Here is a 20,314-nt window from a genome sequence, read left to right as displayed (position 1 = left end):
TCGCGCATTCCTCTCATCAATGGCAAGTGCACGAGCGAAAAACGCTAAGTACAGCTTCATAGGTTCGGAAGCGATTGCGACCTACATCAAGCGAGCTTGAAAGCCAGTATCTCTTGCTGCTGAATGTCTTCTGGCGTGCGCACAGTCGGTATGGCTCAATGTCTGCTCAAGGTCGAATCTGCTTCTTGGGGGGCCAGCTTGCAAAACAAAAAAATCGTAAGCCAAGGTCGTAAGATGTCTGGCTAACGCCAGGTTAAGTACATGCCAACTGGATACCCGATTGTATAACCCAAGAGTGATATGGCTCTTGGCGTCACTTAATTGGCTTACCTACGTAAGTTTCTGCTTCGTGAGGTAATCCGCATTTTCTTGAAGGAATCCGCTACATAGACCCATCACAAACACACCACATTCACGTGCTTGCCAAAAACCTCCTGCACCGTCGGAATCAAATGGTCATGGTGGCTCAGGAAGATCACTTGGGTTTGTTCTGACAATGCTTTAAGTGCTTCAAACCCCGCTTTTGATCGGACATCATCGTAGTTGATAAATAGATCGTCGGCGACGAATGGCAACGGCATGGCCTGTTTCAGGTGCATTTCCAGGGCCGCCAGTCGAAGTGCCAAATAAAGCTGATCTCGTGTGCCGTCGCTCATGCCAGAAATACCGACCAGCTTGCCATCGGAACGTAGCCCTTCCAACACCATCGGCTCCCGTTCAAAATCCACAATCAGCTTACTAAACGATCCGGACGTTAAGGTCGAAAAGATCGTACCCGCTCGTTGTAACAGTGGCCCCTGCTTCTCTTCTCGATAGCGATCAATTGACCAACGGAGCAAGCGCCCGGCGGTAAATACTTTTACATAACGTTCGGCGGCATCCGACATTTGCGCAAGCGCTTCTTGGCGTTGGGCCTCCGCCTGTGTGGCCGCGTCTGATCCACCGATTTCGGACAAAGCCTGCAAGGCGTTTGCATGGTCAGCCGAAAGCGTCGTTTGCTGCTGCACTGCATCAGCAATTTCATCGTTGATATGTGCGAGTTCAGCGGCCAGCTGGACTAGGTTAGCCGCATCAATCTCCGCTTCGATTTGCATCCGCGTTAGACCATCTCCCCCATTGAGAAGAGTAGCCTTAGCCTCTGCCAGCTCGGCATTTAGGCGGCGCTGCTCATCAGATCGACCTATGGCTTCATTTAGCAAAGCTGTGGTGTCGACACCCGCATTTTCCATTAACGGCTTCAAACTCGCCATGGCGGTTTGACTGGATTCCTTGGCTTCCAATACCTGACTGTTTGCAATACGCAGAGCTTCTTTAAGTCGACTGCATTCCGCAAAAGACTCGCGTGCTCGCTCTAAACGATGGGCTAATGTGAGAGCAATTTGCTCGGCCGGCTGATCTTTGAGCTCAGCGGCAACGATTTGCGCGAGACGATGTGCTTCAACAGAAAACGCCTTCAGATCAGCATTCATGGTGTCGATACGCTCGACTTGAATCTGTCGCATCTTGTCTAACTTTTCGGCGATTTGCTCAATGAGCTCAAGAGCCCCTTCCACCGTGCCACTATCGCTGTCGGGGGATAACCCCGTCTTGGCGAGCGTTGTTGCCCAGGCTTTAGACCAACGGCTTGCCTCCGCTTTCGCATCCTCAGTAGTTTGCTTTAACGTTGTGGCCAGTGACTGCGCGGCAAGTAATTGAACCGATAAGGTTTCGTGCCGAATTTTAGCGCTGTCGATGGCTTGGATATGCTGTTCTGCCTGAACGCAGAGGACAGACACACTATCTGTCTCGACCACAGGCAGCCCGGCTTCTTGCAAGGCCTTGGCGAGGGATAATCTGGACTCTGCAATTGACCGGCAAATCGAATCAAACTCATCCTTTGCATCTTGATAGGCAATTCCAGCAGACAGCGCCCTCTCCCGCCTAAGCATCCAGGCCCCGATATCCTCTAAGTTCATGCCGGCCAAATCCATGCCGATTGCCTCTTGTGCCCATCGATCATCGAATAATTGAAGCTCTGCTTCCAATTGTGAACATTGGCCTTCGATCAGTGTTAGGCTCTGCTGCTCCCGTTCCAGCAACTGATTCAAGCTTTGCAGTTCGGTTGCTTCTTCGACATCGTCGAGCCGCCTATCGGCAACATGGTCAGCATGGGTCATCTTCTCCTCAAACGTGTGTCCCTCACGTTTCAGATCAATCTCACCGGTTTTAATCGCCGCCCACGCTGTATCTCTTTCAGTCCGCGCTTCAAGCACCGCCTCCAGCGTGGTGGGATGATGTAGTGCTTTAAACTGGGTAATTTGCAATTCAATTCGGGCAACCTCGGCGGTTTGATTTTTTAGTCGCAGTAAGTCAGCTTTTCGATCAGCAATAAGGGCCTGCCGCTCTTGCATCAAACGGGTTAGTTTTTCTTGGCTAGGCGGCTGTAGTGCCATTAACTCAGGTAAGGGCTTGCGCCATTGCCCCAAGTCCAACAATACACCGTCCATCGCTGACTTCGTCTTGGTGAGCGTGGCTTGTCGCTTTTGGAGGGCTATTTCGGTGTCACCGAATGATTTGGCGTTTGCTAATGCTGCACGTAGCGCGGGTTTGATCTCGCCCATTTGCAAGTCAGCCAATTGAGCGGATAGGGTTTTGATTTCAGAACCCTTGGTCTTTTCGGCCTGTTCTGCTGCCCGTAATGTCTGAAAAATGCCACCGCGGTCGCGGACCAGTTGCCTGAGTTCCCGGCGTACCAGCAGTGTGGGTAGGCGCTGGGCAATGGCGCTTTCAGTGTCTTGGGCCCAACCCAGCTGGACGCAGGCTTGACCAACCGCCTGCCAAAGCACGGCTATTTCCTTTTTTCGATGGGCGATGTCGCCTTCATAGGCGCTGTATTGCAGGCGGAGGTTATCCAGTTTGGTTATGTCGGCAGCCAGTTCAAGTACGGCTTCGTCTACTTCGATGTGTGATAGCGCTTCCGTGAGGTTTTCAACCTCGGCATTGCGCAGTTCCAGTCGCTCAAGGGCGATAGCCAGCTCGCGTTCTGCGCTTGCGAGAGTGGCCGCGGCCTCTGCCGGTAGTTCTATCACCTCGCCCAGCTCAGCCAGTTTCTGTTCGTTTTCCCTTAGGGTCATCAGAAACGGGGCTAGCCTGCGGATGCGTTCCAGGCTGTTGCGCTGGCTTTGGCGTTGCTGATGGCGTTCGCGCTCGTTACTCAGCGCTTCTTGCAACGACTCGACCTTACTATTGGCGTCCACCCAGACTTTAGTGCGAACAGTGGCTTCTTTTAACGCGGTGGTCGCCTTATCGAACTGTTCTGAAGCGATGTAATAAGCCCGCTCATTGGATTTTCGGGGGGCCCATAGCTTATCCGCCTCGGCGACCAGCGCATCACGGATTTTGCCCAGGCTGGCAACGCCGGCTGCCGATTGAAACAGAATCTGACCCACGTCGTTCTCGGCATTGAGGATGCTATTGCCGCCGTTCACCAAAAGGGTATGGTCAAGGCCGAACATTTGGTCAAAGAAGCTTCTATCCGCAGTCCCAAGAAACGGTGTTAGCGCGGTATCCGATAAGATGGTATCCACTGGTGAGCGCAGGGTTTGTTTTTGCGCTTTAGCGCGCTGAAATTCAAGTGTGCCTGCGGCATTGCCAATGTAAGCCCCTAAGCGCAATTCGTTAAGCGGGTGCAGAAAGCTATGAACGGAACGCGGCGGAATACCGAACAACAAATCAACAATGGCGGACCGCAAGGTGGACTTGCCGGCCTCGTTGGGTCCGACAATCAGATGAAAGTCCTGTTTAGCTGCTGGAAATTCCACCGAGCGGTCAGAGAATTTGCCGTATTTGATCAGGTCCAGGCGGTGGAAGCGCATTGTCACTCTACCTTGGCTAAATGAGACAACAGCCCCGGACGGACTTCGCGAACCAAATCCACTAACTCGCCTGCACGGATGGCTTTAAAGTAAGGGACGCTAGTTTGTAATTCCAGGGGCGCTTTGTTGACTAGGCCCAGCAGATCGTCTTGCAAGCTTTTAAGAAAGTCTGCATCTGATTCAGCTGCCTGCAACAGGTCCTGTAAATCGGATAGCGCATCGGCACGTGCTCGTAGCACCTCGCCGTCATCTGCCGCCGAAGTGGCCACCCTCACCTTTTCAATCCAAAGTCGCTCCGCCCCCATGGCGACGGCCAAGGCCAAGACTTCGGCGCGCAGTTGAGACTCCAGTCCGAAAAGATCACCATGCGCGGCTGTTTTGCCGGTGACAGTGACTCTAACCGCTGTGGGGATGGTAGATGGGCTATTTTCTACAAGTTCGTCGAGCGCTTTGCCGATGTTCGCCACTACTTCCGATAGCGTCTTACACTCGGTAGCATTGACTTCCAGATTGGCCCAGCGCAGAACATCGACGAACAGGCGCTGAATGTCCTGAATGCCCTGCTCGTCTGCCGTCACCATGACTGCGCCACGCGGTCCGGTTTCCCGGATATGACGGCCTTGAAGATTGCCTGGGAAAACCACTGTCGAGACACCTTCCCATATTTGATGTTCATGCACATGACCCAGTGCCCAGTAGTGGTAGCCCTTGGCATGCAGTTCATCTAAACTGCACGGGGCATAGCTGGCATGTGCCGCATTGCCCTCCAGCGCAGTGTGTAAGACACCAATATTGAACATGCCTGGCACCGGAGCGGGATACCCGGTCACAAGATTTTCCAGGGTCTCTTTTTCCTTAAAGCTGCGGCCATGTAGGGCAACCTTTAGGTTATCCAGACGAAACGTGTTGGGTTTACGGGTGTCGAAGGCAAAGACGTTGTCAGGTAGTTGCAGTTTCTTGGTCATTTCACTTTCGGCATCGTGGTTGCCGAACAGCAGGTAAACCGGAATGCCCGCTTTCTTCAGGCGCCCCATTTCTTTACAGAAATAAATGCCGGTGTTGTGATCTTTCCAGGTGCCATCGTACAGGTCGCCGGCAATCACCATGAAGTCAACCGCTTGCTCAGTCGCTTCGGTAACCAGGTTGGAAAAAGCATCGCGCGTCGCCGTGCGCAGCATTTCCACCGGGGCATCAGCGTAAGCACTTAATCCCGTCAAAGGACTGTCCAGGTGTATGTCTGCCGCATGGATGAATTTCACGAACCTTTTTTCTCCTTTTTGTTGTGTGTAACTAACCTTCATGATACGCATTCTCCACGCTGGTTTCGCCAACGATCAATAACATCAGAAAAGTGATCAACCCCAACTCTCATACCCCAACGGCGCCTGATTCAACTCATCTCTTTGTGCGCGCCAATTCGGCATATGCCGATCCATAAGCGCCATAAACCCATCATTGTGATGGCGTACCAGCAGGTGCATCATTTCATGTAGCACGATGTATTCAAGGCATGCAGGGGCCTTCTTGGCCAGTTCACTATTCAGCCGGATACTTTGAGCATCGGGATTGCAACTGCCCCACTTGGTTTTCATACGCTGCACAAATACCTTACTGACCGTTACACCTAGAATCGACTCCCATTTGGCGATCAAGGGTTTGGCTGCTTGTTTCAGAATCTCTCGATACCAAGCTTCGAGCATGGCCTGCTTTTTCTCTTGGTCACTGTTTGCTGGTAATCTGAGTACGATTTTGCTGTGTTTTAGAAATACCCCTACCGCATTTTCGCTATAAGCGATGCTCAGCAAATATCGCTGCCCCCAGACATAATGGCTTTCCAGGTTCAGATATTCGCGGGGTGTTTCGCGGGCTTGGTCCCTTAGCTTTTTCTGCTGCTGCTTGATCCAAGCCAATTTTGAAATGGCGTACACCCGGATGGTGTCGAGATTCATCCGTATCGGTGCGGCAATCTTCACCTTGCCGTCCGGCGGGCAGACACTCAGGTGGACGTTTTTAATGTCTTTGAAGACGACATCGACCGTCATGTCTCCCAACTGAACCTCGGCCACCATCAATACTCGCCTTTATGCTCGAAGATGATGTTAAAGATGCGCTCCACTTCGTCGACATTCTGCAACACGCCATACAGCGCGGCCTTAATGACTTGTTCGCGTGCCAGCACACCACGCCAGCCATCCGGCCTGACTTGCTTGACCGTGGTATCGATTTTCAGGGCCAACTCCAGTAGCGGATCGCCGGATACGGCGTATTCTCCCGCTTGCTCTGCAGTCCAATCGGGCTTCACGCCTTTCAGATTGTTATACAGCGCTCGCTTGCCTGGCGTATCCAGGCGTTCCGGTGTATCTTCGCCTTTGCCGGCCTGCACCTGCTTTGCCAACTCGGCAATCCGCTTCAAAAACTCTTCGTATTCGATGGCCTTGGCTTTGCGGGTCGCGATGATTTCATCCAGCAGCGCCGACATCTTTTCGTAAAACTCCGGATCGGACAGATGCTCCTTGATAATCTTGCGGCGGACATTGTTTTCGATAGTTTCGGCGATGCCGTCTTTATTACCCTTCAAGCCGCCCAACTGCCGATTGATGGCATCGGCAATGCCGGTTTTGACAATCAACTCCAATAACGGAATATCATCAAACGGCGAAATCTTGCGTGGCTCGTCGGCTTGGATATAGGTGTCGATCAAATGCCGCATATCGGCTTCATAGGCTTTCAGGTCCAGGGTTTCGCCGCTGGCCTTACGGATAATCTCGCGAATGGCCAGATAGTGATCGATGTTGCGCTTGATGTGTTGTGTGTCGGCGCTACTGTAGCCAGCCGTGTCCATTTCATCGGCGATATTGGCATAAGATCTGACCAGGGTTGCTGTGGCTTTATAGAATGCTACCCGCTGCGGTTGCCGCTCTTCCAAGTCGCTGGCAATTTCAGTATTGCCGCAGAAATAGTGGATATGTTCCAGCTCACCTTTCGGCGGTTCCACCGGTTCGCATAACAAGGCAATAGCTTCCAATGCTTGGTCCAGTCGTTCCTTGCCTTTCTGCAATCGATCCTGCAGCATGACGTCCGGATCGCTGCCACCGTCGCTATGATCCAGTTCAGAGGTGTAGACCGAGATCGCGTTATCGACTTTCTCAAACAGATTTTTGTAATCGACGATGTAACCAAAGTCCTTATCGTCGCCATCCAGCCGATTAGTTCGGCAAATCGCTTGGAACAAACTGTGATCCTGCATCGATTTGTCGATGTACAGATAGGTGCAAGGCGGCGCGTCGAAGCCGGTCAGCAGTTTGTCGACCACTACCAGCAGCTTCATATTGGCGGGTTCCCTGGCAAACAAGGCTTTCGCCCGGTCCTCGTAGGTTTCGGTTTTAGTCTTGCCCGGCTTGGCCTCAACGTCTTTCAGCAACTCGTTATAGGTGTTGTAGATAAATTGCTTATCGGTTTCGGTATTGGCGCCGGTTTCTTCCAAGGTGACGTCTTTGGCTAGCGGATTGTAAGAGGTGACCACGGCACAGCGGCCCTTAAACGGGGTTTTCTGGAATGAGGTGTAGTATTTGCAGGCTTCGTAAATGCTCGAAGCCACCAAGATGGCATTGCCGCGCTGGTTGGAAAGCCGAGGCTTAACCCCAAAATCGAAAATAATGTCACTGACCACGCGATCCATCCGCGACCGGGAGCTGAGCACCTGTTGCATGGTGCCCCATTGTTTTTTCAGCTCATCTTTTTGCCAATCGTTCAAGCCTTTTGTTTTGGCCTCAAACCAGGCATCGATTTTCTCTACCGAGCCAAGAGTTTGATCAATATCCCGCGCCTCATACAACAAATCCAACACTACGCCATCGTCGACCGCCTCGCCGAATTTATAGGTATGGATATAGCCGCCGAACACTTCCAGGCTGGTGGCTTTATCTTTCTTCAATAATGGCGTGCCGGTAAAGCCGATGAATACGGCATTCGGCATCATGGCTTTCATCACCCGATGCAGTTTGCCGCTCTGGGTACGATGACATTCGTCGACAAACACAAACAACTCACCCACCGTGGCGCTGGGCTGCGATTCCAGATCTTTAACAAACTGATCGAAATCATCGACGCCTTTCTTACCAAACTTATGCACCAACGAACACAGTAAACGCGGTGTTGCCTGACCCAGTTGCGTCATCAAATCGCGACCACTACTGGTACGTTTAATGGTCACGCCCGCCTCGGTAAACACCCGTTCGATTTGCTTATCCAGCTCATCCCGATCGGTGACGATGGCCACGCGGGCGTGGGGATGAGTCTCCAAAATCCATTTCGCCAGCAACACCATCACGATGCTTTTGCCACTGCCTTGGGTATGCCAGATGATGCCGCCCTTACGCTCGTGCACATGGCGTTGCGCGGCCTTGATACCGAAATACTGATGCACGCGCGGCAGTTTTTTCTTGCCGCCGTCGAACAACACAAAGTCGTGCATCAGTTCGATCAGCCGTTGCTTGTTGCACAGCTTTTGCAGGTATTTGTCCAGCTTGTAGCCGCTGTTGTCTTCTTCGTTTTCTTTCCATTTCAGGAAATATTTTTCCTCGGTGCCAATGGTGCCGTATTGCAAGCCTTCGGAATCGTTACCGGCAAAGATGAATTGCACGGCACTGAAAAACCAGGCGTTGAATTCCGGCTGTTGGTTAGACAGGTTTTGCCGGATACCGTCGCCGATGCTAACCCGACTGTTTTTTAATTCCAGCACGCCAACCGCGATGCCGTTGACATACAGCACCAAATCCGGACGCCGCTCCAGTGCGCCTTTTAGCGTCACTTCCTCGGCAATCGCAAAATCGTTGTTTGTCGGCTTAATCCAATCGATGAGATGCACCGTTTCTGTCGCCTGATCTGCTTCGATCTTGACCGGCACGCCATAACGCAACAAGTTGTAAACCGCCTGATTGTTACCGTACAACGTGCGGCTATGATTGTCCGCTTCGCTGCGCAACTTATGCATGGCTACACTGATTTGACCGGCGCTATAACCACAACGGTTCAGATACGCCGACAATAGGCTTTCTTCGATATTGCTGTTGCCCTCGCGATCAGTCCAATCGCCAAGATAGCGGTAACCCAACGCCTCGCGAAACAAGCTGACAACCCGGTTTTGCGTCATCCGCTCGGCTTGGCCGACTGTATTCATCTAACGTTCCTTGTCGATTAGCTATCGACCTGATGTAAAGAGGCGGGGGCTATACACACCCAACAACGCCGGGCTGATTACCGATTTCAGAGTGCTTTTTCCCGAGCCGTTTGGCCCGGCGAACATTCGCAGACGCGGCACGTCACTCACGCGGCAACTCGCTTTTGCCCGGGCGTTACCGGTGTTGCAGGATCGATATGCTTGACGAATTTTCGGGTACCGTCCGGAAAGACTTCGACAATCGTGCCGTTTTCAACTTCTAACACGCTACTGCCTGCCGCCAGCGCCTGCCAATAAGCCTGCTTGAAGGCGGCATCGGCCAATTCCGGGATGTGCTCTTCCAGATAACACAGGGTTTTTTCCGTGAAGGGTAGATTGACAGTGGACAAGGGTTATCTCCAGTTAGCATTCGATTGGATCATCTCTTTCATATCAATTGTCGATGATCGGTTTGGGATTGACAACCAGCCTGATTTTGCCGGTGAGTAATTGCTGCATCATGCCTTGCATGACGGCGCGGGCTTTGGCGAGTTTTGTTTCCAGCACGGTGATTTCGGCGTCCATGTCTGTGAGAATTTGGGCGATGGCTGTTTGTTCTGCTTCAATTCCAGGCAGTGCAACCTGATATTTTGAAATCTGTGGCGCGGTTAGCTGAGGAACGCCGGTACTCTCGAAGGCAAACTCCACAAAATTATCTATATATTCAGCCAGAAAACGAAGGTCACATTGTTGTTTCGGCGTTAGTACAAGCAAACGTCCGATCGCATTAAAATAGGTATTTCGATAAACCGCAGTACCTACATCGCCTCTTGCTGTTACAGTAATTTTATCGGCTTCGTACTGATAATTTTTCGAAAAACCGTAGAGCCCCATATTGGTAACGGCATTTGCATAAATTGGATAAGGATACAGATCATCTTCTAGCTTCGAAAAAGACCCTTTGTCCAAGTCGCCGCCAGCCGAAATTTCGAAAATAGTTCCTAAGAACACACTACTCCAATCTTTTGGAATCAAGCCTACCTCGGTTTGCTTATATCCAGGTTGAACTTCAAACCCCGGCAAACGCCGCTTACCGGTCAGCAATTCCTGCATGGCGCCTTGTTTGAGCTGGCGTTTTTTGGCGACGAGTTGTTCCAGGGCTTCGATCAGTGCATCCGCATCGCTCAACGCCTCGGCGATGGCTTCTTGTTCGGCTTTGGTGGGGGGTAAGGGGATTTTTAATCCGTTGATATTTTTTAAGGATAATGACTTATATCCGGTTCCGAATGAGGCATCCTCAATCTGGCGTCTTATTTCCTTTGAATTCAAAACGTAATACAAGAAACGAGAAGGTTTTTTGCAATCAATCACTACTGTATTCTGCCCCATGCAAAAAGGCTCATCAGTTTCAACAAAGCTACTGACACCATAGCTCCCGACTCTACTTAAAACTATATCTCCTCGTTTAGGCTTATAGTTTCGGATAAAATTCATAAATACAGACTGGGAAACATTGAATGCTGCAGTTAGTCTCAAATTTCCAGGTTTAATATCAGTGACTCTTACCATGGGGTAGCCGTCCAATGAAAAGCTTGGAGTTTGGTGGAGTGAATCTACTACTGTTGCAGCCTCTTTAAGCTGGGTAACATCCCAATCCTCCGGAATCACCCCCACCTCAGTCTGCTTGTATCCCTTCGGTATTTGTCGCTCGGCAGGCAGCACATATTGCGCATTCGCTTCCTTTACATCCATAACCAACTCTGGGTTGGGAGCCACAGAGCCACTGTTGCTGCTATTTCGCGGCTCACTCATTGCTCCGCCTCGCGCAAGGTGTCTTCCAACTCCCGCCGCAGCTCTTCCCTATTCGGCAAATACAATTGATATTTCTGCACGAATAGCTGACTGTTCAGGTTGTAGGTGGCGTATTCCACCAGCAGTTCGTCTTTATGCCGACTGAGGATGATGCCGATGGGCGGATTGTCGCCTTCGATATTTTCCTCGTTGGCAAAATAGCCCAGGTACATGTTCATTTGGCCGATGTCGTGATGCTGCACATCGCCCATTTTCAGGTCAATCAGCACAAAGCAGCGCAAGATGCGGTGATAAAACACCAGATCGACCTTGTAATGGGTGTTGTTGAGGGTAATGCGATACTGTCTGCCAACAAAGGTGAAGCCTTTACCCAGCTCCAGTAAGAATTGCTGCAAGTGATTGCATAACAAGGTTTCGAGCTGGGTTTCCGAAACCTGCGCGGGTTCCGGGATTTTGAGAAATTCAAAAATGTAGGGTTCACGTAGCAGATCGGTAGGCTGGGCCAGCGTTTGGCCTTGCGCGGCTAGCTGCAATACCCCGGCTTTATCTTTACTGGCCGCCAGTCGTAAAAACAAGGAAGAAGCTTTTTGGCGTTTCAGCTCCGGTACCGACCAGCGTTCGGCGATGGCCTGTTTTTCGTAGAAACCACGTTCCAGTTCGTCATCGAGCTTCAATAATTCGACATAGTGCGACCAGCTCAATTGGTGAGAAGGCTTCTGACTTATTGGGTAACGCAAATAGAACAGGCGCATGTAAACCAAATTGCTGCGGCTGAAGCCTTTGCCGTGGCGCAGGCTTAAATCGGTGGCCAAGGTGCCGATCAAGGCCTTGCCATACTCGGCGCGGATTTTGCCGTCTTGCTCGAACTCTATGATATGCCGACCTACTTGCCAGTAGGTTTCCAGCAGACTGGTATTGACGGCCTGCATGGCCTGTACCCGGCCTTGGGTATAACTATCGGTAATGCGCTCCAACAGGGTTTGGTAATCGGTGGTTTGGGTCAATTCCATGCAAATCCCATCCTTTGTAGGTGGCCGTTGACCTTGGCTTCCAATTCGTCCACGCGCAGATTGATTTGCGGCACCGGGGTTTCGTAGCGTTCGGCCAGTTGTTTGACGCGCTGGGTCAACTGCTGGCTGATGCGGTCCATTTCGCCGTGGATGGCGGCGTCCAGGATTGCCAGCCATTTATCATCGACCACCAGGGTTTTGATGTCGGCTTCGTTGAGTTTGGGGTAGTGGGCGTAGGCTTTAGCGTCCAGTTCGGCTTCAGCATCTTTCAGTGTTTTCTTCAATGAGGCTTCATCGGCGGAGAGTTTCAACCAAGTTTTCAATATCGCAATTTCGTCTTTGGCCTCCTGGTCATTGCCTACTTCCTTTAACCGGCTGCTGACTTCGGCTTTGTTGATTTTGTCGAAGCCGGCAAACACCGCGTCTTCGCCGCCGTGTTCTTCCTCCAGTTCAGTGAGTTGAGAGCTGACGTTGTCCAGATCGGCTTGCAGCTGTTCGAGGGCTTGCTGATCTTGGGCAAAGTATCGGGCGACGATCAAGGCTTTAGGTACTAAATCGCACGTCCAGCCTTTGTCCTTTTGTTTGCCTTTTTTATCGGTTTCAATGATGCGGTAAGTCTCGGCTTTCCAGCCATCGGCGGCTATCAGGTAGCAATCGTCCTGCATGGTGTCTGCCCAGTAATCCATCAGATGCTGATAGACGTCGTATTTGTCGATCAGGGCTTTACCGGCGTAGTGGCTCAGCAAGTCTTCGGATAGCTCAACGATGAGTTGTTTGGGGTGGCAACCGGCTTGCAGTGCTTTAAGGCTGTCGGCAGTGCGTTGTCGCCAGACGTCAAAATGATCATTCATGCCGGTGATGAAGGCAGCAAATTCCGGGTGTTGGTAAATGCTGGTTTTGATGGCGGCTTTGTCGACCGCCAAATCCAGGTAACCGGGGCGGTTGTCTTTGAACAAGGCCGCTTTTAGATTAGGGCAAACAAACCAATAGCGTTGCAGTGCTTCAACATCGGCCAACGGAATGCCGCCGCGCAAGTGACCTTCGATGTCTTGCAGATCTTCCGGCTCCTGGCTATCGATGTAACGCGGCAGGTTGAGGTTGTAGTCGTTTTTCTCGATTTCCTCAAAACCAACCATGCGGGCGTATTTGGGCACATCCAACCGCTTGTTGAAGACATCGACGATTTTGTGGATGTCCATTGCTCGCAGCCGGTTTTTGTTGCCATCTTTCATATAACCGGCGCTGGCGTCGAGCATGAAAATGCCTTTGCGGGTGTGGGCCTCTTCCTTGTCGATCAGAATGATGCAGGCGGGTATGCCGGTGCCATAAAACAAGTTGGCCGGCAGGCCGATGATGCCTTTGATATAGCCTTTGCGTATCAGGTTGCGGCGGATGTCGGCCTCAGCATTGCCGCGAAACAACACACCATGCGGCAGAATGCAGGCGCCTTTGCCGGTGCTTTTCAGCGAGCGAACGATATGCAACAGGTAGGCATAATCGCCTTGCTTGTCGGGCGGTGTGCCAAAATGTTTGAAGCGGTCGTAAGGGTCGTTTTCGGTGTCGACGCCGTTGCTCCAGCGTTTGTCGCTGAACGGCGGATTGGCGACTACGTAGTCGAAGGTTTTGAGCCTATCGCCGTCTTTGAATTTAGGGTCTGCCAGGGTGTTACCTTGAAAGATCAACGCCGTGGCATGATCATGCAGGATCATATTCATCCGTGCCAAACCGCTGGTAGCGCCGTCCTTTTCCTGACCATTCAGGGTGACTTTGGCTTTGGCTTCGTCGCCGACTTTCAGTAACAAGGAGCCTGAGCCGCAGGTCGGGTCGTACACCGCCGTATTGTTGCTGGTGTTGGCCTCGCTGATGCCGATGATTTGGGCGATAACCCGACTGACTTCCGCCGGGGTATAAAACTGGCCTTTGCTCTTACCGCTGTCGACGGCGAAATGCCGCATCAAAAATTCGTAGGCGTCACCGAGGATGTCGTCGCCTTCGGCGCGGTTTTTGGAAAAATCCAGGGCGGGGTTCTCGAAGATGGCAATCAGGCTGGTCAGCTTCTCGACCATCTCGCTGCCGCTGCCCAGTTTGCCGGCATCGTTGAAGTCCGGCATGTCGGTCAGTTTGTTGGCTGACTTTAAAGGCGCAATGATCTTTTTATTGATCTGATCGCCGATGTCGGGTTTGCCTTTGAGGGCGACCATGTCTTGAAAACTGGCCCCTTCCGGAATGGTGACCGGGGCATAAGGCATGCCAGCGTATTTATCACTGACGTATTTGATGAACAACAATACCAGCACATAATCCTTGTACTGAGATGCATCCATTCCGCCGCGAAGTTCATCGCAGCTTTTCCATAGCGAGCTATACAGCTCGGATTTTTTAATGGCCATGAGTGTTTTGCTGTTATCTACCGGTAAATTTGGCGGTAGCGTGATTGAAAGTCCTTGTAACCTTAAGTGAGGTTAACGCTAGGCTGCGGAGAATACACTGATAGCGAGCGCTGTTTCAATTGTGGCCTATACGCGAATCGCCTGATGGGGTTGTAAGCCGGAACCCCAGAAAATTTTGTCACACTGAATAAAGCTATTTTTCGTATTCCAGCAACCAGTGCGATTCCACTCAGGCCATTGATTCCGATACGAATCCACCAGTAGTGAACGTCGGCTTTTGAGCGTGGTGAATTGTCACAATCGACCCTAAGCTGTCGATGCGACTCCAATTACCTCATAGGCAGGCATCTGACAATTAGCCGCCATTCAAGATAATATTCATAGTTATTTGTTAATAGCTGATAAGTGGCAAAACTGAGGGACAATAAAATCCCTTTAACATTTGGTTCAATGAAATGTCGCCTTTAACCATCGGCAAACTTGCCAAACAAACCGAAGTCACCATTGAAACCATCCGTCACTATCAACGCATTGGTTTACTGACAGAGCCAGCGAAACCCGATGGCGGTTATCGAGTTTATTCAGCTGATGCGATTGCCCGAATACGTTTTATCAAACGCGCTCAACAGGCTGGATTTACCTTGAAAGAAATTGCCACCTTGCTATCGCTTGATGGGGCGCGCTGTGCTGATGTTCGACAAGTCGCCGAGCAAAAATGCCGGCAGATCGATCAGCAAATTAAGGATTTAACAGCTCTCCGTCAGGCATTGGGAACTCTGGTCAACGACTGTCAGCAGACAGCTTCATCCGCGCGTTGCGCTATTCTCGATGCGTTTAGCGATGATGCATCAACCAAACCCTGATTTTAAATCAGACATCACTGCCCACTTGACTCTGTTCTAAACAACAGGCTTTAGACTCCTTGCCAACATTGAGCATTAGGAGATTGGTATGAATACAGACCCTGAAACACCCATAAAAACCCCGTCATGGTTGGGTATCGGCGCCATTTTGGCCGCTGTAGGGGCTTCGGCCTGTTGTGTTGGGCCTTTTTTGCTGTTGTCGTTGGGTATTGGCGGCGCATGGATTAGCACGTTGACGGCACTGGAACCGGCCCGGCCATTTTTTATTATCCTGGCCCTGATTTTTATAGGACTCGGCTATCGAAAACTCTATCTAACGCCTGAACGCTGTGAGGCATGTGAAATCTGTGCCACATCCGACAACCAAAGCCGACAGCGCCTACTGTTTTGGCTGGGTTCCGCATTCATTTTGATACTGCTGGCCTTTCCCTGGTTAGCGCCTTTTTTCATGGCTTGAGAGGGTTTCGACATGACAATTAAATCCAGTTTGTTAGTTATAAGCTTGTTATCAAGCATCCTGTGGATACCGGCAGCACATGCTGAAACTACTGTTGAACAGCCAAACCAACAGCAAACGGTGACGTTGAATATAGAAAACATGACCTGCGCTATGTGTACAGTCACCATTAAGAAAGCCTTACAGAAAGTCGAAGGCGTACAAAAAGTGGCTGTCGATTACGATGCTAAAACGGCCGTGGTTACTTTCGACAGCCACAAAACCAATAGCGCCGCCTTGATTAAAGCCACGACGGATGCCGGTTATCCGGGGTCCCTGACCACACCTATTACCCAATAAGGCCGAGGATAGCGTCTATGTCTGATTGCTGCAGCTCCACTAATACCAAACAGATTTGTCCTGAATGCGGTTCCACGTGCAAAAGCGTCGGCATGCCGACGCTGTACCATCAGGTAAGGTTTCCCGAAAATCAATCAATCGTCACTGACAGCTATTATTTTTGTCCGGCAAAAACATGCCGGATTGCTTACTTTTCCAACGCAGGCAACACCATTCCCAAACAGCATTTACGAAGCCATAAAGCGATTCAGAACGACGAGCTTTGTTACTGCTTTGACATAGACGCCGAGCAATATTTATCGGCGCTAAAAGATCAACGGGCAGAACCAATCAAAGCTTTCGTCATGCAACGTACCAAAGCCGGCGAATGCGCCTGCGAAATCAGGAATCCATCAGGCCAGTGCTGTTTAGCGAATTTCAAGCATTTAGAAACTGGGCAAAACAACTGACTACTAACCGCTATAAACCGGCCATTGAGAAAACTAATTTTTGTTTTTTTTCAAAGACCGCTTATGGCCGAAACTGCGAATTCGCCGAGTTCAGTCAGCCTATCCCGATAGCTGACGTTCAAATTTTAGGGTTTCGATGAAACCAAAATCTAAGTGTTATAGGAACTATACAACTCTTCGGCATTCAGAATCTGCATGAGCATGTTGTATCTGACTGGGTATCAAGAGACAAAATTTTCTGGGGTTCCGGCTTACATCCCCAATAAGCTAAAAGTTATCAGGCCACAATCTTGCGCCGTGAAATACAGCCAATATTTGAATTTGTTGTTCTTTTAATCGATAGGGCAATATGTATTGTGTGCCGACAACCACTAACTCCCTTGTTCCATCGACGCGACCAGCGCGGCCTAGTTGTGGGTTGTTTTGCAACAAGACAGCGCGTTCTTTGATTTCGGCTAATAATCTGCGGGCTGCGTTGGGATTTTCTTCGGCGATGAATGTAAATATCTCGCGTAAGTCCTGTCGGGCGGGTTCGGTCCAAACGAGTTTCACGCCCTACCTTTGGCTTTTTGTTCGATCAGTTCTTCCATTTCACGCATGACATCGTCATGATTGACCAGTTCACCACGGTCGGCGGCCGCTATACCTTGGGTGATTTTCTCGACCTGCCAGGCATGGGTTTTCAAGTATTCCCGTAAAGCTTGATTCACTAGGTAATTGCGTGATCGATCTAATGCTCCGGCAATAAAATCGAGTTGATGCACGATGTCTGACTCAGCCCTAACGGTAAATGCTTCGGTTGCCATGGTTGCCGCTCCGGTTAATGGTGGTTCATGTGTAATCATATCGCATAACTTAACGTACTGCCGGAATAGATTGATAGCCTTTTTTACATTTAGCCGTACACAACTTCTTCCCTGCGACAATGGCTTCCTCCTGGGTATCGAACCACTCCTTTCTGACGGTACCGGGTGACCCTACCCTGCCCCACTCCTTGATCAGTGACCAGTCATCAAATAGACCTGGTGTGACAAATAGCTGATAAAAACGATGCATGTTGTTTTCTGTATCGTGTCTTTCAAGATATAGATGATTCATCAGTTACTCCCCAGAAGAGTGGACCGTATTGTCAGTTTGCGGTGATTTCATCGCCGTTTCCCGAATCCGCATAATGGTTTGCCGGGTGGTTTTGAATTCCCGAGCCAACTCCGAAACGTTGCTGCCAGCGGCCAAGCGTTTGACAACGTCAGCACGCGCTTCCGCATTGAGTGCCGGCGGCCGGCCAAACTGTTTACCCGCGGCCTTCGCGCGACTGATTCCCGCTTGGGTTCGCTCAATCAGCAAGTCGCGCTCAAACTCGGCGACCGCTGCAATGACCTGCATGGTCATCTTGCCGGCAGAACTGGTTAGATCAACCCCGCCTAACGCCAGACAATGGACCCGTACCCCGGAATTAGACAGATGCTCGACCGTGGCTCTGACATCCATGGCGTTGCGACCGAGCCGATCCAGTTTGGTCACCACCAATACATCGCCCGATTCCATGCGGTCGATTAACTTATTAAAGCCAGGTCTTTCTTTAGCCGCGACTGAACCACTGATGCTTTCTTCAATCAAACGATGCGGCTGGATAGCAAAACCGGCGGATTGAATTTCCCGGCTTTGATTTTGGGTCGTCTGGTCTGTGGTCGACACTCGACAGTAAGCAAAGACGCGTGACATGCGCTAATTCCGTCCGAAAGGGATGTACGAATTATAGCACATGTCCGTAATTCAATTAGCCTACTTTAGTACATGTCCTGTGAGGACTGTCCGAAACCGGTCGATTTTGGACATTTATGTCAGAAGATGACTGCACTACTTTTGTTACCATTAATATATAGGGTGTCATTTTCAGAGTCCGGCTTCAAACATCAAGCCCCCCAGACACGACCATGCCAATCCCAGACTCATTGCCCTGACCTTCTAAGGTCCAACAATGACAGACATGCACCATGCGGCTCTTTTATGCCCAACAAATAATCACGGGCAGTATAGGTGTGCGCCCAGTAATAAGAGCGAAAGCCATACGGTTTAACAACCGAGCCTTTAAAGCCAATGAAAGTCCGACAACGATAACTGCTTATCCATCGATGCATCACTTCTTTGGCCTGTTGCAATTGATTCACGTTCATCATCACTGAGCCCTCCGTTTTTAGCCACAAAATGCCTTATACCTTTTTCGGTTTTTCGGTTTTTTCCGGTTGCTGGTTTCCAATGGCCTGCATCAACTGAGCGGCCTGGATTTTCATGGCTTCCAATTGGCCTGTTAGCTTGGCAAGCTCTTCTCGGGTTTTACCCGCCTCCCCTTTGGCGCCATCTCTTTCCGCCTCAAGCTTTATCAGCTTATCGGCGACTCGCTGTAGCTCAGTGGCAGCCCTTTTTCTCTCTTCCTTATGGGACTCTTCGGCGGCTTCCGCCTTAGCCTGTACTTTAGTCAGTTCCGTTTTCACTTTATCCCGTTCTACCGCCAATTCTTGTGCCGCCCGCTTTTGATCCGCCAATGCTTGCCGGAATTGTACTTGTTCGGCAACATGCTGCTCGCCCGCTACCTTCGCGTTTTTTTCGACCGCCTCTAGCCGTTCGCGTAAGGTAGCCAGTTCAACCGCTTTAGCTTGGTCAGCCGCTAACACCTCGGCCAGACGTTTTTCCAACTCCCCTACCCTGGACCGCTCTTCCGCCAGCATAGCCTCTAACTCATCGACAGCCTGCGAAGCGTCGGCAAGTTCGCGCTCTGCCTGGGCCTGCTGTTCGCCCGCAGCCCGCAAGACATCCGCCACACGGCGCTCTTGGGTCTTGACGGCTTTGTCATTTAACTCCACGGTCAGCGCGTTGATTTTGTCCACCAAGGCCTTGGTCATGGCCGCCAAGGTTTCAGCGACCTCTACGGGCAGCTCTGCTACCGGCTCTGCATTGGTCACCGACTGACTGACATTGTGCTTATCCCAAACCTCTTTAAGTCTTTTGGGATCGCCACCGCCGGTGATTTTGCGCAATGCAAAGCCCGTTACATTCCGATTGGCCCTCACCAATGCCTCGCCGGCTTCAATAATGCGCTCATCGGTTATATCGGCGGGACGACCCACTGCGGAATCAAGCTCTTCTTTCATGACGGCCTCCATCAATTTGACTGTGTGTATAGTCTAGCACAAATCAAGAAATTAAGTAATAAAGAAATAAAGAAATAAAGAAAGTAATAAACTAAACAAGAAACAACGAAAGAAAACAACTATAATGTCGGGTGCCACAATTAATGAAAAGTGTGTCAAATTAGTGAAAAACTAATGCCATAGATAATGAAATAACCCGACAGAACTGTTCGGCTAAAGCAATCAAGCAGCCTTTCAGGGTCATGCTCGCCGGTGTTTGTTCCTAAATGCTTGAATTATTTTGGATGGCGAGTATTCTTTTAAAGAATGGTTACCCTACTCCGCTTTAAAACTTGGCTTTCTATTGTGCTGATACTCGCAGTGCTCGGTCATTTTGGCTTGGGCCATCGAGATGTATCGTCCTTTGTGCTGTGTTTTGGGGCTGATGGCCATGTCGCTGTAGAGAAGACTGGAAGCGACCAATTCGCTCGTGTCAATGCTGCCACTCGTTTCAATGATGAGACCAATGCTCTTACGAGCGATGACGGTGATCCCTGCCCATCGCCTTGCACTGACATCCCTATCGATGGCGATGACCACATTCCCTTGCAACTGACGGAGTTATTAAAATTAGCGATTGATACCGGGCTTTTGCCGGTATTTTTCCTGATTTCGCTCTTGACTCTTTATGCCAAAGTCATCATTCGGCAGCCGGCATTTTTCGACCCGCCCTTCACCGATTCCAGACTGCTCGCCCTGCGCAGCACCGTTTTACTGATTTAGCCGACTCTCCTAGCCGTAACTCACCAGATGAAGACGCAGGTTCACCTGTGTCCGTGTTGACGTTCCCTCTA

General features: G+C 50.6%; 17 protein-coding genes. 4 read left to right on the top strand and 13 right to left on the bottom strand.

Annotated elements, in window-relative coordinates:
- Positions 1-395 precede the first annotated feature (395 nt).
- The 8 genes from AB0A83_RS20710 to AB0A83_RS20675 form a co-directional block, all read right to left on the bottom strand.
- Entirely contained in the window at positions 396-3,854 is a 3,459-nt protein-coding gene (locus AB0A83_RS20710; protein WP_367156205.1) for an AAA family ATPase, read from the bottom strand.
- Between the two features lie 2 nt (positions 3,855-3,856).
- A complete protein-coding gene (locus tag AB0A83_RS20705) occupies positions 3,857-5,113 on the bottom strand; it encodes an exonuclease SbcCD subunit D (RefSeq protein WP_367156219.1) in 1,257 nt (418 codons plus the stop codon).
- Between the two features lie 96 nt (positions 5,114-5,209).
- A complete protein-coding gene (locus AB0A83_RS20700) occupies positions 5,210-5,923 on the bottom strand; it encodes a M48 family metallopeptidase (protein WP_367156204.1) in 714 nt (237 codons plus the stop codon).
- Positions 5,923-9,033 (bottom strand): type I restriction endonuclease subunit R, encoded by a 3,111-nt coding sequence (locus AB0A83_RS20695; protein WP_367156203.1) that lies wholly within the window; start codon positions 9,031-9,033, stop codon positions 5,923-5,925. Before AB0A83_RS20695 ends, AB0A83_RS20700 begins: the two co-directional genes overlap by 1 nt.
- A gap of 146 nt (positions 9,034-9,179) precedes the next feature.
- Complete coding sequence (locus AB0A83_RS20690) at positions 9,180-9,422, bottom strand: hypothetical protein (protein ID WP_367156202.1); 243 nt, start codon at positions 9,420-9,422, stop codon at positions 9,180-9,182.
- A gap of 43 nt (positions 9,423-9,465) precedes the next feature.
- A complete protein-coding gene (locus AB0A83_RS20685; protein ID WP_367156201.1) occupies positions 9,466-10,824 on the bottom strand; it encodes a restriction endonuclease subunit S in 1,359 nt (452 codons plus the stop codon).
- Positions 10,821-11,834, bottom strand: coding sequence for a YhcG family protein (locus tag AB0A83_RS20680; RefSeq protein WP_367156200.1), 1,014 nt, complete (start codon positions 11,832-11,834; stop codon positions 10,821-10,823). The genes AB0A83_RS20685 and AB0A83_RS20680 overlap by 4 nt, the downstream gene beginning before the upstream one ends.
- Positions 11,825-14,224, bottom strand: a complete 2,400-nt coding sequence (locus AB0A83_RS20675) for an N-6 DNA methylase (protein ID WP_367156199.1) — start codon at positions 14,222-14,224, stop codon at positions 11,825-11,827. Before AB0A83_RS20675 ends, AB0A83_RS20680 begins: the two co-directional genes overlap by 10 nt.
- Positions 14,225-14,679: 455 nt before the next feature.
- Between AB0A83_RS20675 and AB0A83_RS20670 the strand changes: the two genes are divergently transcribed.
- The 3 genes from AB0A83_RS20670 (at position 14,680) to AB0A83_RS20660 (ending at position 16,332) form a co-directional block, all read left to right on the top strand.
- Positions 14,680-15,087: a MerR family DNA-binding protein gene (locus tag AB0A83_RS20670; RefSeq protein ID WP_367156198.1), complete on the top strand. Its 408-nt coding sequence runs from the start codon at positions 14,680-14,682 to the stop codon at positions 15,085-15,087.
- A gap of 88 nt (positions 15,088-15,175) precedes the next feature.
- Positions 15,176-15,883: a MerT/CopZ fusion-like heavy metal transport selenoprotein gene (locus tag AB0A83_RS20665; RefSeq protein ID WP_331725247.1), complete on the top strand. Its 708-nt coding sequence runs from the start codon at positions 15,176-15,178 to the stop codon at positions 15,881-15,883.
- Between the two features lie 17 nt (positions 15,884-15,900).
- Positions 15,901-16,332 (top strand): hypothetical protein, encoded by a 432-nt coding sequence (locus tag AB0A83_RS20660; RefSeq protein ID WP_367156197.1) that lies wholly within the window; start codon positions 15,901-15,903, stop codon positions 16,330-16,332.
- Positions 16,333-16,599: 267 nt separating this feature from the next.
- On the opposite strand, the gene AB0A83_RS20655 is transcribed toward AB0A83_RS20660, so the two are convergent.
- From AB0A83_RS20655 to AB0A83_RS20635, 5 genes are all read right to left on the bottom strand, one after another.
- Positions 16,600-16,884, bottom strand: coding sequence for a type II toxin-antitoxin system RelE/ParE family toxin (locus AB0A83_RS20655; RefSeq protein ID WP_367156196.1), 285 nt, complete (start codon positions 16,882-16,884; stop codon positions 16,600-16,602).
- Entirely contained in the window at positions 16,881-17,138 is a 258-nt protein-coding gene (locus tag AB0A83_RS20650) for a CopG family ribbon-helix-helix protein (protein ID WP_367156195.1), read from the bottom strand. The genes AB0A83_RS20655 and AB0A83_RS20650 overlap by 4 nt, the downstream gene beginning before the upstream one ends.
- 49 nt (positions 17,139-17,187) lie before the next feature.
- Positions 17,188-17,430, bottom strand: coding sequence for a WGR domain-containing protein (locus AB0A83_RS20645; RefSeq protein WP_367156194.1), 243 nt, complete (start codon positions 17,428-17,430; stop codon positions 17,188-17,190).
- Between the two features lie 3 nt (positions 17,431-17,433).
- Positions 17,434-18,054 (bottom strand): recombinase family protein, encoded by a 621-nt coding sequence (locus AB0A83_RS20640; RefSeq protein WP_367156193.1) that lies wholly within the window; start codon positions 18,052-18,054, stop codon positions 17,434-17,436.
- Positions 18,055-18,542: 488 nt separating this feature from the next.
- On the bottom strand, positions 18,543-19,481 hold the full coding sequence (locus AB0A83_RS20635; protein ID WP_064027898.1) for a DNA-binding protein: 939 nt from the start codon (positions 19,479-19,481) through the stop codon (positions 18,543-18,545).
- A 306-nt stretch (positions 19,482-19,787) separates the two neighbouring features.
- Here AB0A83_RS20635 and AB0A83_RS20630 point away from each other — a divergent pair, with 306 nt between their 5' ends.
- The gene (locus AB0A83_RS20630) at positions 19,788-20,243 is read left to right on the top strand and encodes a hypothetical protein (protein WP_132324953.1); all 456 of its coding nucleotides are present in this window, start codon (positions 19,788-19,790) and stop codon (positions 20,241-20,243) included.
- The last annotated feature ends 71 nt before the right edge of the window (positions 20,244-20,314 follow it).

The sequence above is a fragment of the Methylomonas sp. HYX-M1 genome (assembly GCF_040741385.1).
GTDB classification, from domain to species: Bacteria; Pseudomonadota; Gammaproteobacteria; order Methylococcales; family Methylomonadaceae; genus Methylomonas; species Methylomonas rhizoryzae.
The sequence above is the reverse complement of the archived record's forward strand: the minus strand, read 5'-3'. Positions and strand labels throughout refer to the sequence as shown.